Annotated in this window: 13 protein-coding genes and 2 tRNA genes; 11 read left to right on the top strand and 4 right to left on the bottom strand. The window is 39.6% G+C overall.

Translation table 11 applies throughout. From position 1 onward, the window contains the following. Positions 1 to 177 precede the first annotated feature (177 nt). Entirely contained in the window at positions 178 to 1,161 is a 984-nt protein-coding gene (locus tag IKK64_08420) for a virulence RhuM family protein (protein MBR4120081.1), read from the top strand. Positions 1,162 to 1,297: 136 nt separating this feature from the next. Here IKK64_08420 and IKK64_08415 read toward each other — a convergent pair. Continuing rightward, positions 1,298 to 1,384: transfer RNA gene (locus tag IKK64_08415), tRNA-Leu, on the bottom strand. An 8-nt stretch (positions 1,385 to 1,392) separates the two neighbouring features. Further along, positions 1,393 to 1,468: transfer RNA gene (locus IKK64_08410), tRNA-Gly, on the bottom strand. A 215-nt stretch (positions 1,469 to 1,683) separates the two neighbouring features. Between IKK64_08410 and IKK64_08405 the strand changes: the two genes are divergently transcribed. Together IKK64_08405 and IKK64_08400 are read left to right on the top strand one after the other, a co-directional pair. Beyond that, complete coding sequence (locus IKK64_08405) at positions 1,684 to 3,951, top strand: GH92 family glycosyl hydrolase (GenBank protein ID MBR4120080.1); 2,268 nt, start codon at positions 1,684 to 1,686, stop codon at positions 3,949 to 3,951. Between the two features lie 8 nt (positions 3,952 to 3,959). Beyond that, complete coding sequence (locus IKK64_08400; protein MBR4120079.1) at positions 3,960 to 4,676, top strand: glycoside hydrolase family 97 N-terminal domain-containing protein; 717 nt, start codon at positions 3,960 to 3,962, stop codon at positions 4,674 to 4,676. A 61-nt stretch (positions 4,677 to 4,737) separates the two neighbouring features. On the opposite strand, the gene IKK64_08395 is transcribed toward IKK64_08400, so the two are convergent. Together IKK64_08395 and IKK64_08390 are read right to left on the bottom strand one after the other, a co-directional pair. Beyond that, on the bottom strand, positions 4,738 to 7,209 hold the full coding sequence (locus tag IKK64_08395) for a bifunctional UDP-N-acetylmuramoyl-tripeptide:D-alanyl-D-alanine ligase/alanine racemase (protein ID MBR4120078.1): 2,472 nt from the start codon (positions 7,207 to 7,209) through the stop codon (positions 4,738 to 4,740). A 5-nt stretch (positions 7,210 to 7,214) separates the two neighbouring features. Then, positions 7,215 to 8,207, bottom strand: coding sequence for a GSCFA domain-containing protein (locus IKK64_08390; protein MBR4120077.1), 993 nt, complete (start codon positions 8,205 to 8,207; stop codon positions 7,215 to 7,217). Between the two features lie 85 nt (positions 8,208 to 8,292). Between IKK64_08390 and IKK64_08385 the strand changes: the two genes are divergently transcribed. The 8 genes from IKK64_08385 to rplD all read left to right on the top strand — a co-directional run bounded on the left by IKK64_08385 (position 8,293) and on the right by rplD (position 15,368). Further along, complete coding sequence (locus IKK64_08385) at positions 8,293 to 8,871, top strand: hypothetical protein (GenBank protein ID MBR4120076.1); 579 nt, start codon at positions 8,293 to 8,295, stop codon at positions 8,869 to 8,871. A 284-nt stretch (positions 8,872 to 9,155) separates the two neighbouring features. Continuing rightward, positions 9,156 to 10,277 carry a LamG domain-containing protein gene (locus IKK64_08380; GenBank protein MBR4120075.1) on the top strand — a complete coding sequence of 374 codons (1,122 nt, stop codon included), beginning with the start codon at positions 9,156 to 9,158 and terminating at the stop codon, positions 10,275 to 10,277. Positions 10,278 to 10,611: 334 nt separating this feature from the next. Continuing rightward, on the top strand, positions 10,612 to 10,995 hold the full coding sequence (rpsL, locus tag IKK64_08375) for a 30S ribosomal protein S12 (GenBank protein ID MBR4120074.1): 384 nt from the start codon (positions 10,612 to 10,614) through the stop codon (positions 10,993 to 10,995). A gap of 168 nt (positions 10,996 to 11,163) precedes the next feature. Further along, positions 11,164 to 11,637, top strand: a complete 474-nt coding sequence (gene rpsG, locus IKK64_08370) for a 30S ribosomal protein S7 (GenBank protein ID MBR4120073.1) — start codon at positions 11,164 to 11,166, stop codon at positions 11,635 to 11,637. A gap of 7 nt (positions 11,638 to 11,644) precedes the next feature. Beyond that, positions 11,645 to 13,768, top strand: coding sequence for an elongation factor G (gene fusA, locus IKK64_08365; protein MBR4120072.1), 2,124 nt, complete (start codon positions 11,645 to 11,647; stop codon positions 13,766 to 13,768). Positions 13,769 to 13,791: 23 nt separating this feature from the next. Next, entirely contained in the window at positions 13,792 to 14,103 is a 312-nt protein-coding gene (rpsJ, locus tag IKK64_08360) for a 30S ribosomal protein S10 (protein MBR4120071.1), read from the top strand. A 24-nt stretch (positions 14,104 to 14,127) separates the two neighbouring features. Continuing rightward, complete coding sequence (gene rplC, locus IKK64_08355; GenBank protein ID MBR4120070.1) at positions 14,128 to 14,745, top strand: 50S ribosomal protein L3; 618 nt, start codon at positions 14,128 to 14,130, stop codon at positions 14,743 to 14,745. A gap of 2 nt (positions 14,746 to 14,747) precedes the next feature. Beyond that, positions 14,748 to 15,368, top strand: a complete 621-nt coding sequence (gene rplD, locus IKK64_08350; protein MBR4120069.1) for a 50S ribosomal protein L4 — start codon at positions 14,748 to 14,750, stop codon at positions 15,366 to 15,368. Positions 15,369 to 15,382: the final 14 nt, after the last annotated feature.

Raw genomic sequence — 15,382 nt, 5'->3', positions numbered from 1 at the left:
CGGACTATGTGGCACGCTCTTTGTATTATAACAATATATGGGATAGAAGAAATGGATAAAGTTTTTTGTGGATTAACTTGACAAAATGAATGACCTTTATTATTTTTGAAACAGATTGAGATAAATACTACATGCTATTAAATTTCTATTGATCAAGCACTAATAAATATTAATGTAATGACTAAAGAGGAAAATAAAATAATCCTTTATCAAGACGATAACGAGATTACTCGTATATCGGTGCGTTTCGCTGATGAAGATTTGTGGTTAACGCAGAGTCAATTAGCGGAGATATATGATACTACCAAGCAGAATATTAGTCAGCATATAGAAAATATTCTAAACTATGGTGAGTTAGATATAAATCGAACTGTAAAGGAATTCTTGACAGTTCGACAAGAAGGAAATCGCCAAGTGCAGCGTAATATTGTTCATTATAATCTTGATATGATTATTGCTTTAGGTTATCGTGTGCAGTCACAAGTGGCTACACGCTTCCGCCGTTGGGCAACTCAGCGACTTCATGAGTATATCCAGAAGGGCTTTGCAATTGACGATGAACGCTTGAAACAAGGAGGTAATCGTTATTTTAGAGAGTTGCTACAACGCATCAGGGATATTCGTAGTAGTGAACGTAACTTTTATCAGCAGGTAACTGATATTTATGCGACAGCGACTGATTATGATCCTCGCAGTGAAATGACAAAGATGTTTTTTGCAACAGTGCAGAATAAACTTCATTATGCTGTTCATGAGAATACCGCTGCCGAGGTTATATACAATCGTGTGGATAATGAGAAACCATTTGTTGGCATGACAAACTTCAAAGGCAACTATGTTACCAAAGATGATGTGAAGATTGCAAAAAACTACCTTTCGGAGATTGAGTTGCAACGCTTAAATTTACTAGTTTCGGGTTTCTTGGATTTTGCTGAGTTTCAAGCATTGGAAATGAATCCAATGACAATGAAAGATTGGATAGATGCTCTTGACAACCAAATTATATCTCACAAGCGAAAAGTTTTGATTGGCAAAGGAAATGTTTCGCACCAACAAGCAATTGAGAAAGCAGAAAAGGAGTTTGAGATATATCGTAAACGAGAAATGGATTTGCTCGAAAGTGATTTTGATAAGGAAATAAAGAAACTTAAGAAGGAATAATTTTCTCTCAATATGAAGTATAGAATGTATAAATATGGAAATTTTATACTAATTGCAATAAATCCGATAAAAATCTAAATGTGAAGATAAGAAAAGAAAAAGAGTGGTAATCTTTCGATTATCACTCTTTTCTCGGTACCCGGAGCGGGACTTGAACCCGCACAGCCGTGTTATAGCCAAAGGATTTTAAGTCCTTCGTGTCTACCGATTCCACCATCCGGGCGAAACCATTGGAGCGAAAAACGGGACTCGAACCCGCGACCCTAACCTTGGCAAGGTTATGCTCTACCAACTGAGCTATTTTCGCATTTGCATTTGCGACTGCAAAGATACTCTTGTTTTTTGGATTTGCAAATAAAATGAGCAAGAATTTAATTAAAAAAATTTAATAGTCTTTTGGTTATTTATGTGCAATTGTCAGTAAATTAGTGTGTTAGTATGCTTTTGTTGTGTTCCTGTTTTTACTGCTTATTGCCGATAAAACTCTAATTTTATATATTTGCACGTGATAAATCATATATTATGAGAAGAGTCGTTGCCATAATTATACTATTGTTTGCACTAAACTTTTCGCCTAAAGCAGAGAGTTTGGTTGATTATGTTAACCCTCTTATGGGTACTGAATCTACTTTTAGTTTCTCGCATGGAAATACCTATCCTGCTGTTGCTCTGCCTTGGGGTGTTAACTTTTGGTCGCCACAAACGGGTGAAAATCGCAATGGTTGGATGTATGCTTATACTGATACCGTTATTAGAGGTTTTAAGCAGACGCATCAACCAAGCCCATGGATTAACGACTACGCTGTACTCTCTGTTATGCCTTTGAGCGGAGAACTGAAGATTAATCATAAGGAGAGGGGAGTGGGCTTCTCGCACCAAAATGAGGAGGCTCATCCATACCTCTACTCTGTAACGATGGATAATGGCGTTAAGGTTTCGCTTACTCCAACTCGCACCTCTTCTGTTATGGAGGTTGAGTATCCCTCTCTTGAAGGTCAATATTTTGTAATTGATGCTCAGCATGGTGGCTCAAAGGTTGAGATTGACCAGATGCGGCGCCGTGTTACTGGGTATGTAAAAAACCACAATGGCGGAGTGCCTGCAAACTTTACAAATTACTATGTAATGGAGTTCAGTCACCCGATAGCCGAAAAGGGGGTGATGATAAACGACTCTCTTTTTGCCGGTCGTAGCGTTGGTGAGCATGACAGGGTGTGTGGTTATCTTCGTTTTATAGTTCCCGAAGGCGAAAAACTTACCGTTAAAATATCATCATCGTTTATATCGGCAGAGCAGGCTCAACTCAACTTTAACAGAGAGGTAAGGGGTAAAACCTTTGAGGAGGTAAAGAGTGCTGCCATATCTGAATGGAACGCTATGCTTGGCAGAGCGGTGGTTGAGGATGATGACAGGGTGGCAAAAGAGACCTTTTATTCGTGCTTATATAGGGTGTTGCTATTCCCCAGAGAGTTTTATGAGTATGACAGCGAGGGTAATCCCTGCTATTATAGCCCCTACGATGGGGAGATTCACGATGGGTATATGTACACCGATAACGGTTTTTGGGATACTTTCAGGGCGGTTCATCCTCTCTTTACATTGCTATACCCCGAAGTGTCGGAGCGTGTTATGCAGTCGCTTGTAAACGTATATAATGAGAGTGGTTTCTTGCCCGAATGGGCATCGCCCGGTCATCGTGGTTGTATGATAGGTAATAACTCATTGTCGCTGATTGCTGATGCCTATATTAAGGGTATTAGGGGTTTTGATACAAAAAAGGCTCTTGAGGCAATGGTGCATCAAACCGAAGCACAAGGCGAGCCTTTGTCGGTTGGACGTAACGGATATAAGGAGTACTTTGAGCTGGGATATGTGCCTTACCCCAACTACTACGAGGCAACTGCCAAGACTCTTGAATATGCATACGCCGATTGGTGTCTTTCTATCTTTGCCTCTGCATTGGGAGAGGTAGATATTGCTTCGGACTACAAGGCTATGGCATATAACTATGAGAATGTCTTTGATAAATCTAACGGTTTTATGCGTGGCAGAACTAAAAGTGGCGACTGGGTATTTCCCTTTGCTCCCGAAGAGTGGGGAGGGGCTTTTACCGAAGGCTCTTCGTGGCACTACACATGGAGCGTTATGCACGATGTTGAGGGATTGTCGCAACTGATGGGAGGCCATGAGAATATGACCTTTATGCTCGACTCTATGTTTTCTGCCCCTCCTGTATATAACTACGGAACATATGGTTTTGTGATACACGAGATAGCCGAAATGGTTGCCCTGAATATGGGGCAATATGCTCACGGAAACCAGCCTGTGCAACACGCTGCCTATCTATATGACTATACCCTTTCGCCATGGAAAACTCAATACCATGTGCGTCAAATAATGGATAGGTTATATAAACCCACACCTGACGGATATTGTGGCGATGAGGATAACGGACAAACTTCGGCGTGGTATGTGTTCAGTGCTATGGGATTTTATCCCGTATGTCCGGGACGTGCCGAGTATGCTGTTGGCTCTCCTCTCTTTGATAAGGTAACACTAAATCTTCCTATGGGTAAAACATTTGTTATAGAGGCAACAAATAATGCCTCAGCAAACTGTTATATAAAGAGTGCATCGCTTAACGGAAAGAGATACTCAAAAAACTATATATCGCATTTTGATATTACCGGTGGTGGCGAACTGCTATTTAATATGGCAGATAAACCAAATGTAAAAAGAGGTGTCGAAACAGGTGATGCTCCTTCATCAATGACGCAAATAAAAAAATAGAAAAAGATATGAAAAGATTAACATTTTTGGCAATGCTACTATTGGCAGTGGCAATACAATCGGTAACAGCACAACGATTAAAAACAATTGCATCACCCAACGGAAGGGTTGAAGTGACAGTATTCTCATCTACTTGGGGTGTTCCCGGTTACTATATTAAGGTTGATGGCGATACACTTATATATGATTCGCAACTGGGATTGCGTTATAGTGGATCGGAGATAACCGGACACTCAATTGAGAGGGTAAACTATAAATGGGAACGCACCGACTCGCTTACTCAAACCAAGTATAACGAGATGACTGTATCTTTTAATCAACCCTATAAAGGTGTGGTTAAAGCGTGTGTCAGAGCCTATGATAATGGATTTGCTCTTAATCAGACATATAGTTTGGAGGGTGCCGAAAAGACTTTCTTGCAAGATGACAACTCAACTATCTATTTTGCTCCAAAAGCAGAGTTGATTAACGGGGAGTGTGTTATGCCGATTGACTCTGTAAAGTCGCAATCTTTACCTATTGACGTAAAACTTGAAGACGGAAGAGTGGTGACTGTCTCGGCAGATAGTTTAAAGGGGTATCCTCAAATTGAGGTTAGTGCCTACCCTGATGTGGCTAATATGTTACAAGTTGACCTTAAACCTATGTATGAGGGTAACGATGTAATAAAGGCTGTTCTGCCTGCAACTTTTTCTACGCCTTTTATTAGATTTGAAGTGAAATAAGATTTTTAGTTAACAAACAACAACCCGCAGGGCAACGAAGTTGACAACAAACAACTAAAATCTACTCTTTAAAATATACTCTCTTAACTCTTGCTGATACTGAGGTGAGGACTTCATAGGGGATAGTGCCTAATTTTTGGGCAATATCCTCAACTTTTATATTTTCGCCAAATACCTCAACAATATCGCCTTCGGCACACTCAATGTCGGTAACGTCAATCATAGTGACATCCATACATACGTTGCCGACAATGGGGGCAAGTTTGCCATTAACCCACATTGCTCCGGCTCCGTTGCCAAGGTGGCGGTTAAGTCCGTCGGCATATCCAATGGGAACTGCCGCTATTCGCGACTTCTTGTTCAGCACTCCACGCCTTCCGTAGCCTACTGTCTCTGCCGAAGTGAGTTCTTTAATTTGCAGTATTGTGGTTTTTAGTGCCGATACACTCCTTAGCCCTTTAACTGAGGGGTGAGGTGCTACTCCATACAATCCTATACCAAGTCTTACGCCTTCAAACTGGTATTGTGTATATCTTGATATTCCTGCTGTGTTAAGTATATGGCGGAATATGGGTTTGCCTATTCCCATCTGAAGCGACTCTGCACAACGGCTGAATGTCTCAATCTGCATTTCGGTATAGTAGTCAAGACTATCATCATCGCTACCTGCAAGATGTGAGAATACTGAGCGTGGGGTTAACTCCTTATTTATTGTAAGATTCTTAATAAGTTTAGGCATATCCTGAATGGTGAATCCTAAACGGTGCATACCGCTGTCAATCTTTATATGTATAGGAAAATCGGTTATGCCTTGCGAACTCGCTGCCTTTGTTAACGCCTCTAAAAGTCTGAAATTATATACTTCCGGTTCAAGGTTATATTTAAAGAGGGTGTCAAATGTCCCCATTTCGGGATTCATAACCATTATGGGCATTGTAATTCCGGCCTTGCGAAGTTCTGCTCCCTCATCGGCAACGGCAACTGCCACATAACTGCATCCTGCATCTTGTAGTGTTTTTGTCAGCTCGTACGAGCCTGCTCCATAGCCAAACGCCTTTACCATACATATAACTTTTGTGTTAGGTAGTAACTTTTGCTTATAGTAGTTGTAGTTGTGTCGTATGGCATCGAGGTTTACCTCCAATATGGTTTCGTGTTGTTTAAGCGAGAGGTCGTCGGTTATCTCATCAAAATTAAATCTTCTTGCTCCCTTAACCAGTATCAGCTCGTTGTTGAAGTGGTCTGTTACGCCCGATGATAGAAACTCGGCTGTTGTTCTGAAAAAACTGCTGCCTTCGGGAAACAACTCTCTGTTCTCTGTTAATCGCTCTCCAATACCAACAAATTTATCAACACCTTTCTCGGTTAGAAGTTTTGCAATTTTTGTGTATAACTCAACTTCGTTTGATGATGATTGTAGAATGTCTGAGAGTATTAGCCGTCTTGCACCTCCTTCTAATATTGAACGGCGTGAAAGAAAGTCGAGTGCAATCTCCAGTGAGTTTATATCGGAGTTGTATGTATCGTTTATTATTGTACAGTTGTTCTTGCCCTCTTTAACCTCTAATCGCATAGCAACCGGCTCAATGCTTATGAGTCGTTTTGCAGCCTCTTGTGGTGTGATATTGAAACAGAAGAGCATAGTGCAAAGAGTGTGAATAGCATTCTCTATTGAACCATCTTCAACAAACGGTATCTTAAAGTTCTCCTCTTTGCCTCTGTATATATATGTAACCGATGCTACATTGTCAGTCTTGGATATCTCTTTTATGAACAAGGGTGCAGAGGTGTCGCTGTTTGACCATCCAATTAACTCTCTGTCTGCATATAGGCTCTCAATAGCCTCTTTGATATTGTTTTGTGAGGCATTGTATATTATGGTTTTTGACTCTTTAAAGAGTTTTAGTTTCTCGTTTAACTTCTCGCTGACCGAGTTAAATCCCTCTTGGTGAGCATCGCCTATGCAGGTGAATATGCCTATGGATGGGGCAATAACCTCGCTTAGAGCCTCCATCTCGTGGGGTTGCGATATTCCTGCCTCAAAGATGGCAAGTGTTGTGCGTTGCTCTAACTCCCATACCGAGAGGGGTACTCCAATTTGTGAGTTGTAACTGCGTGGTGAGCGAGTTATAAAATAGTCGGGTTGCAGCAGTTGATTTAGCCACTCTTTGACAATGGTCTTGCCGTTGCTGCCGGTAATGCCTATCACTGGCACCTTAAATCTCTTTCGGTGAGCCGATGCTATCTTTTGCAGAGCCTTTATACTGTTTTTTACCCTGATGATATTTACTCCCTTGAATGTTGTGAATATTGGTAACTCTTGTTCGGTAACAAAGTTGCGAACACCCTTTTTATATAACTCTTCAATAAACTTGTGTCCGTCGTTAGTCTTGCTCTTTATGGCAAAAAAGAGCGTCTCCGAAGGTGTCTTTATTGAACGACTATCGGTTAGGAGTAACGATATGTTGAGTTCTTCAAAAGGTGCATTGTTGCAACCCAATAGGGCGGTAATATCTTTTATGGAGTATTCCATTGCTATTATACGTTGTTTATTTTATTCTTAATATCTTCAATCTCTTGCTCAATATTAATATGTTTATATTTGAGAGCAAAAGATGTGGCATTTCTCAAAAGAGTGTTTAAAAAGGTTTTATATCCTTCGGTGTCGGCACTCATAAGTCGGTGGCTGATACCTTGACGTATCTTGCTCCACTCCTTAATAATATTAACAGAGTTGGGGGTAATAACTTCATCCTCAATTTTTTCCCATATATATTCAACCGCCTTTTTAGAGGGGTGTGCCATGTCATCGGCATAGAAACGATAATCACGAAGTTCATCAAGGAGAACCTCGTAGGTTGGTAAATATGATACCCTTGTGTTGAATATCTTTTGCAACTCCTCACACGCAAGAAGTAGAGTGCTTTTGCTTAATGAGTTTTCGTGAATACCATCATTAAGGTGCCTGATGGGACTTACCGTTAGAACTATCTTTATGTTGGGATTGGTAGTAAAAAGAGTCTCAAGAGTTGCTGAGAGGCTCTCTACAATCTCCTTGACCGAAACTCTTCTCCTTGAGAAGTTGTTTGCAGGAAGTTTGTGACAATTGGCAACAACTTTGCCACTCTCAACCGCCTCATATACCCATGCGGTGCCAAAAGTGATGAAGAGGTAGTTTGCACTCTTTAGACGTTGAGAGCTCTCTGCCAAACTGCTATTTATGGTTTGTAACATATACTCCTTATTGGTATGAGAGAATGTTGAGTGGTGTGAGAAACTGTGATAAAGATTTCCGCTCTTAAACAACTCTCCCTCAACAAAAGGGGTGTTGGCTATTGCTCTGTTTATCGCCTCTGCTATTGATAGTGGATTGTAAAGAACTCCAAAAGGGTTTAAGAGTGTATCAAATTTACTCGCCTTAAATATGCCACCAATCTCATCGGCAAAACATGAGCCGATGAAAATTAGCGAATCGGAGTGGTCTATCCTCTCTCCCCTCCAGTCAAGAGAAACTATTGTTCTAAAATCCATATTGCAAAATTATAAAAATAATTTATTAAAAATTACACCAAAATAACTTTTTAAAGTAACTTTGCCGGCGTAAACGAATATATATATGAAAAATATAATTCTCATATCGTTGTTGGTCATATCTTTGGCTATATCGGTATCGTGCCAAAGGAGAAGTGACTATCAACCTCAGCCCGTTGAGCAACGCGACAGTACGCTTCTGTTTGATTTGGATAGTATGCTTATGATTGACGATTTTGAGAAAGGTTATATCTCGATATCTGATATGCCTCCCTTTTCAACATACTCTGTTGTGGGAAGTATGGCGTATGCTAATGATTATAATATAGATATCTTTATGATACCCGAGAGCGACTCGGCATACCTTGTGCTGTCTGAAATGTTTAACAAAGATGAAGATGGTAATCTGTTGTGGAGGTTGACAGACTCGGTTAAGATATATTACCCCATTGGTGCTTCAATTGGTTGGCCCGGCTCGGTTGTGAAAGATGGCGTTATTGATTACAACCTGATGGCTCTGATGCCCGATGACAAGGATTGGATTGATACCGAAGTTTACGATGCTCTTTTAGGTGTGTGGAGTTTAGATGTTCAGAAGAAAATCATTACCCCTCTGCCTGTTGAGAACATCTCGTGCATTAATGAGTCGTATGGGGTTTATTAGTTAACAAACATTCGTTTGTTGAACTTGCTCTCGCTCAACAATACACAAATAAATTTTGTATTGTGTTCGCTTACCCGCAGATTTGTTAGTTTTTAGCAAACTAAGATAACTAAGATAACTAAGATGACTAAGGTAACTAAGTAAAAATCTTAGCCACCCTATTCCCCCCCCCAGTTCCAACAACTAAAAAATCTTTAGCAAATTTCTTCTTGTTTTTTGCTTTTTCTTAAAAAATATGTATCTTGCAAACGAAATTATACTAACCTATAAAAAATGAGGCTGTTATGAAAAAGATTTTTACTCTATTAGTAATGCTAATATCTCTAATGCTTTCAATGTCATTGGTAAACGCCAACGAGGTTGAACCTCGAGGAATAGACTTAGGAGAATATGCCTTTGGAATCCCTGCCGAGCAATTAAACTTTAATAATCAAACTCCATTCACTTTTTCTTTTTGGGTAAATATAAAAGAGTTTAATCATAATACACAGGGAACGCAATTTCTTAATATAAGAAACCCCAACATTAATGATAATATGGATAAAGGAGGGGGTTACCCGCTATGTGATTGGGGGTATCTTTTTTCGACTATTCAAGAATATGGAGTAGATGATTATGGTGGGATTTGGAAAGATAATGAACTATTAGTTTCTGTGAGAGAGCAAACCGCATCTTCTTCATCGCCCTTTGTAAGAGAGAAAACTTTTAAATTTAGTTCAGGTAAGTGGTTTTTTGTTACATTTCAGCAGTACTATACCGATAAACCACAAATGAAACTTTATGTAAACGGAGATGAAATTTTGAAATTTACCTCGAAATCTATTCTGATGGATTGGTATAAAGAGTATATAATAATGATAGGAGGTCATGCAAAATATCGTTCTCCATTAAATGCATATATTGATAAAGTACAGTTTTATAATAGGGCGTTAACACAATCAGAGATAGGAGAGAGTATGTATGATCCTTTGTTAAGCGATGACTCATTACTTGGCTATTGGGATTTTGAAAATGGTTGTACAACCGATTCTGAGGGGTATATGATGGCAGATAATGGTACGATAAAAGCATCAATGTATAAAATTTTACAACAAAATAATATATCAATAGGTATAGAAATACAATCATTTACATTTGGAGAGGGAGTAACCCCCGAATCAGTTTTGCAGGGAGTAGAAGAGAGTACCACAGATGAGAGCAACACCAAAGCATACGTATCTGATGGGGTATTGTATATTGAGAGTGCCGAAGATATAAACTCGGTTACGGTTTATGATGCAATGGGAAGAATAATAACTTCAGGAACATACAGTAACGCTTCACTTCAAATTCCATTACCCACAACCCTTAAAGGAGTGGTAATGGTTAAGGTTGACAACTGTGTTGTGAAGGTTATTTGCAATTAGTCATCAATCCACCATATAAAAAATGAGGTAAGGCTTAAAAGGCTTTACCTCTTTTTTGTAAACTGAATCTTGATACATCTAAAAATAAGTTTTTTTATTTTTCATCTTGATTTTACACTTACTCTTTGAAATTGCCTCACTAAAAAACTTCCCGAAAAATTTGTGTAATTGCCAAAAAAATAGTACTTTTGCGAAGTTTTTAGCGCCAAAAAGTATGCGTATCTCATTATATGGTATTGAGTTACAAATAATTAGAACGTATATTTCGAGTAATGAAAACGAGAAGAATTAATTAATATAAGTATAAACAAAACTATTAAAAAAGTTCTAAAAAATGCCTACAATTCAACAATTAGTAAGAAAAGGAAGGGTAGTTTTGGAGGATAAAAGTAAATCTCCCGCATTGGATTCATGTCCTCAAAGACGTGGTGTATGTGTGAGAGTTTATACAACAACTCCTAAAAAACCTAACTCTGCTATGCGTAAAGTGGCTAGGGTTCGTTTAACTAACGGAAAAGAGGTTAACTCTTACATTCCAGGAGAAGGACACAACTTGCAAGAGCACTCTATCGTAATGGTACGTGGTGGTCGTGTTAAAGACCTTCCCGGTGTACGTTATCACATTGTTCGCGGTACATTAGATACTGCCGGTGTAGCAAACCGTACCCAACGTCGCTCGAAATACGGAGCAAAACGTCCTAAAGCAGGTAAAAAGTAATTAGTTGCACACCTGTAAAAATATTGATGCAACGCCAGAGAAATTAAAACTTAGTTGTAAAACTATTTTCTAGTTTCTTGGATAGGCTGATTCGGTTGAGTAAACGGTATTAGAGAATACTGTTGAAGATGTGAAAAGCAACCAAGAACAAGAACAAAAAGAATTAAGATGAGAAAAGCAAAACCAAAGAAAAGGATTGTATTACCCGATCCTATCTTCAGTGATGTAAAGGTTTCAAAATTTGTAAACCACTTGATGTATGACGGAAAGAAGAATACCGCATACACTATTTTCTATTCCGCTCTTGATATGGTTAAATCTAAAATGACCACAGAAGAGACAGCCCTCGAAATATGGAAGAAGGCTTTGGAGAACATTACACCTCAAGTAGAGGTTAAGTCACGTCGCGTGGGAGGAGCAACATTCCAAGTACCTACGGAGATCCGCCCAGACCGCAAAGAGTCAATCTCGATGAAAAATTTAATATTGTACGCACGTAAACGTGGTGGCAAAACTATGGCAGACAAATTGGCTGCTGAGATAATGGATGCTTATAATAACCAAGGTGGTGCGTTTAAACGTAAAGAGGATATGCACAAAATGGCTGAGGCTAACCGTGCGTTTGCTCACTTTAGATTTTAATTGAAAGATGGCAAAAGGAGACGAATTATTAAAATATACCAGAAACTTAGGTATTATGGCGCACATCGATGCTGGAAAAACAACCACATCGGAGCGTATTCTATTTTACACCGGTTTAACACACAAAATTGGTGAGGTACACGATGGTGCAGCCACAATGGACTGGATGGAGCAAGAGCAAGAGCGTGGTATCACTATCACATCTGCAGCTACTACAACTTGGTGGAACTACAATAACGAGAAGTATAAAATCAATTTGATTGACACTCCGGGACACGTGGATTTCACAGCAGAGGTAGAGCGTTCACTTCGTATTTTGGACGGTGCAGTTGCAACATTCTGTGCAGTAGGAGGAGTAGAACCTCAATCTGAGACAGTATGGCGTCAAGCAGACAAATATAACGTTCCTCGCGTAGGTTACGTTAATAAAATGGACCGTTCAGGTGCTAACTTCTTTGAGGTTGTACGTCAACTTAAAGAGGTATTAGGTGCAAATCCTTGTCCAATCCAAATTCCTATCGGTGCAGAGGAGAACTTCAAAGGAGTTATCGACTTGGTGCGTATGAAAGCCCTATACTGGCCAAACGAGGCTATGGGTGCTGATTACACAGCAGAGGAGATACCTGCAGAGTTACAAGCAGAGGCTGAGGAGTGGAGAGAGAAACTATTAGAGTGCGTTGCAGACTTTGATGACGCTCTAATGGAGAAATTCTTCGATGATCCCTCAACAATCACTGAGGAGGAGATTAAAGTAGCAGTAAGAAAAGGAACTCTTGCAATGAAGATGGTTCCTATGACTTGCGGTTCATCATTCAAAAACAAAGGAGTACAAACATTACTTGATGCAGTATGTGCTTACTTGCCAAGTCCAATAGATACTCCATCAGTAGTTGGACACGAGGTAGATAACAAAGAGGTGGAGATTTCACGTAAGCCTTCTTCAGGCGAGCCACTATCTGCATTGATATTCAAAATTGCAGTTGACCCATATGTAGGTCGTTTGTGTTTCTTCCGCGTTTATTCAGGTGACCTTGTAGCAGGTTCATACGTATTGAATACACGTTCAGGTAAAAAAGAGCGTATATCACGTCTATTCCAAATGCACTCAAGCAAACAAAACCCAAAAGAGGTTATCGGTTGTGGTGATATAGGTGCAGCAGTAGGTTTGAAAGATGTTCGTACAGGAGATACAATCTGTGCAGAGAACGCTCCAATCGTATTGGAGTCAATGGACTTCCCAGAACCAGTTATCGGAATTGCAGTTGAGCCAAAAACTCAAAAAGACTTGGATAAACTTGGTCTTGGACTACAAAAACTTGCTGAGGAGGATCCAACATTTACAGTTAAATCAGATGAGGATACAGGTCAAACAATCATCAGCGGAATGGGTGAGCTTCACCTTGAGATTATTATCGACCGTCTTCGCCGTGAGTTCAACGTAGAGTGTAACCAAGGACGTCCTCAAGTATCATACAAAGAGGCAATCACACAATCAGTTGAGTTGCGTGAGACTTACAAGAAACAAACAGGAGGTCGCGGTAAATATGCTGACATGATTGTTCGCGTTGAGCCGGTTGACGCTGATTTTGAAGGAAGTTTGCAATTTGTTGATGAGGTTAAAGGTGGTAACATTCCAAAAGAGTATATCCCTTCAATTCAAAAAGGTTTCACAACCGCTATGAAGAACGGTGTACTTGCAGGATACCAAGTTGACCAATTAAAAGTAACAGTAATAGACGGATCATATCACCCCGTAGACTCGGATCAATTATCATTCGAGGTTTGTGCAATCCAAGCATTCAAAAAAGCTTGTGAGAAAGCAGGACCAACACTTCTTGAGCCAATCATGAAGATCGAGGTGGTAACACCCGAGGAGAGCATGGGAGATGTAATCTCAGACCTTAACAAACGTCGTGGACAAGTAGAGGGAATGGAGTCAAGCCGTAGCGGTGCTCGCATCGTAAAAGCAAAAGCACCCCTTGCAGAGATGTTCGGATATGTAACATCATTGCGTACTATCACTTCAGGACGTGCAACATCAACCATGACATTCTCACACTATGCCGAGGTTAGTTCATCAATTGCCAAGAATGTACTAACAGAGGTTAAGGGAAGAGTAGATTTATTGTAGTATTCAAAAATCATAAACGCGATATGAGTTCAAAAATAAGAATTAAATTAAAATCTTACGATCACACTTTAGTTGATAAATCAGCTGAGAAGATTGTAAAAACAGTAAAAGCAACAGGTGCAGTTGTAAAAGGTCCTATACCTCTACCAACACGCAAACGTATCTTTACTGTAAACCGTTCAACATTCGTAAATAAAAAATCGCGCGAGCAATTCGAACTTTCATTCTACCGTCGTTTGATAGAGATCGAAATTTTGGATGGTTCGTCAAAAGCAGTAGAGGCACTAATGAAATTAGAGTTGCCTAGCGGAGTTGACGTAGAAATAAAATTGTAATAAACCAATTAATAACAAAAAGAAATGCCAGGATTATTAGGAAAAAAAATCGGAATGACATCCGTATTCAGTGCTGAGGGCGTAAATATGCCATGCACTGTTATCGAAGTAGGTCCTTGCGTAGTTACACAAATCAAAACCGTTGAAAAAGACGGTTATGCTGCAGTGCAAGTAGGTTTCGAAGACAAAAAAGAGAAACACACTACAAAAGCAGAGATGGGACACTTTAACAAAAGTGGTGTAACACCCAAGAGACACTTGGCCGAGTTCAAAGGTTTTGAAACAGAGTACAACTTAGGAGATGTAATCTCTGTAGACTTCTTCGCAGAGGACGATTATGTTGACGTAATCGGAACATCAAAAGGTAAAGGTTACCAAGGTGTAGTAAAACGCCACGGATTTGGTGGAGTTGGACAAACAACACACGGTCAACACAACCGCCTACGTGCTCCCGGATCAATAGGTGCATGTTCATACCCTGCACGTGTATTCAAAGGAACTCGCATGGCCGGACAAACAGGTAACGCAAGAGTAACTGTACAAAACTTGCAAGTGATTAAAGTTATACCCGAGCATAACCTTTTATTAGTAAAAGGATCTATCCCCGGAAGTAAAGGTTCAATCGTAATAATAGAGAAGTAATCATGGAACTTAGTGTATTAAACATCAAAGGCGAGGATACCGGTAAAAAAGTTACGTTGAACGATACAGTATTCGGTATAGAGCCAAACGAGCACGCAATCTATCTTGATGTAAAACAATTCATGGCAAACAACCGCCAAGGAACACACAAATCAAAAGAGAGAAGCGAAGTATCAGGAAGTACTCGTAAACTAAAAAGACAAAAAGGAACAGGTGGAGCACGTAGTGGAGATATCAACTCACCAGTTATGGTAGGTGGAGGACGCGTATTTGGTCCGGTACCTCGCGACTACAGCTTCAAACTAAACAAAAAAGTTAAAGCATTAGCACGCAAATCTGCGTTAAGTTGCAAATTGGCAGAAAACGCTATACTTGTAGTTGAGGATTTCTCATTTGAGGCACCAAAAACTAAAGAATTTATAGATTTCACAAAAAATTTGCAAGTTGCTGATAAAAAGTTACTTTTAGTTTTATCAGATCAAAATAAAAACGTATATTTGTCAGCTAGAAATCTTCCAAAAGCGAAAGTTATAACTGTTTCTGAATTAAACACTTACAAAATTCTCGATTGCGAGACTTTAGTAATGTTTGAGAGTTCAGTGGCATTAATTAATGAATTTTAATAGAAGGAGGCACG

It is taken from the genome of Bacteroidales bacterium (assembly GCA_017521245.1).
GTDB lineage: Bacteria > Bacteroidota > Bacteroidia > Bacteroidales > G3-4614 > Caccoplasma_A.
This window is presented reverse-complemented; position numbering and strand designations above follow the sequence as displayed.

What these genes read in the sequence shown, in the direction of transcription:
- IKK64_08420 (MBR4120081.1), top strand. Translation starts at nt 178, where the DNA reads ATGACTAAAGAGGAAAATAAAATAATCCTTTATCAAGACGATAACGAG.
- IKK64_08405 (MBR4120080.1), top strand. Translation starts at nt 1,684, where the DNA reads ATGAGAAGAGTCGTTGCCATAATTATACTATTGTTTGCACTAAACTTT.
- IKK64_08400 (MBR4120079.1), top strand. Translation starts at nt 3,960, where the DNA reads ATGAAAAGATTAACATTTTTGGCAATGCTACTATTGGCAGTGGCAATA.
- IKK64_08395 (MBR4120078.1), bottom strand. Translation starts at nt 7,209, where the DNA reads ATGGAATACTCCATAAAAGATATTACCGCCCTATTGGGTTGCAACAAT.
- IKK64_08390 (MBR4120077.1), bottom strand. Translation starts at nt 8,207, where the DNA reads ATGGATTTTAGAACAATAGTTTCTCTTGACTGGAGGGGAGAGAGGATA.
- IKK64_08385 (MBR4120076.1), top strand. Translation starts at nt 8,293, where the DNA reads ATGAAAAATATAATTCTCATATCGTTGTTGGTCATATCTTTGGCTATA.
- IKK64_08380 (MBR4120075.1), top strand. Translation starts at nt 9,156, where the DNA reads ATGAAAAAGATTTTTACTCTATTAGTAATGCTAATATCTCTAATGCTT.
- rpsL (MBR4120074.1), top strand. Translation starts at nt 10,612, where the DNA reads ATGCCTACAATTCAACAATTAGTAAGAAAAGGAAGGGTAGTTTTGGAG.
- rpsG (MBR4120073.1), top strand. Translation starts at nt 11,164, where the DNA reads ATGAGAAAAGCAAAACCAAAGAAAAGGATTGTATTACCCGATCCTATC.
- fusA (MBR4120072.1), top strand. Translation starts at nt 11,645, where the DNA reads ATGGCAAAAGGAGACGAATTATTAAAATATACCAGAAACTTAGGTATT.
- rpsJ (MBR4120071.1), top strand. Translation starts at nt 13,792, where the DNA reads ATGAGTTCAAAAATAAGAATTAAATTAAAATCTTACGATCACACTTTA.
- rplC (MBR4120070.1), top strand. Translation starts at nt 14,128, where the DNA reads ATGCCAGGATTATTAGGAAAAAAAATCGGAATGACATCCGTATTCAGT.
- rplD (MBR4120069.1), top strand. Translation starts at nt 14,748, where the DNA reads ATGGAACTTAGTGTATTAAACATCAAAGGCGAGGATACCGGTAAAAAA.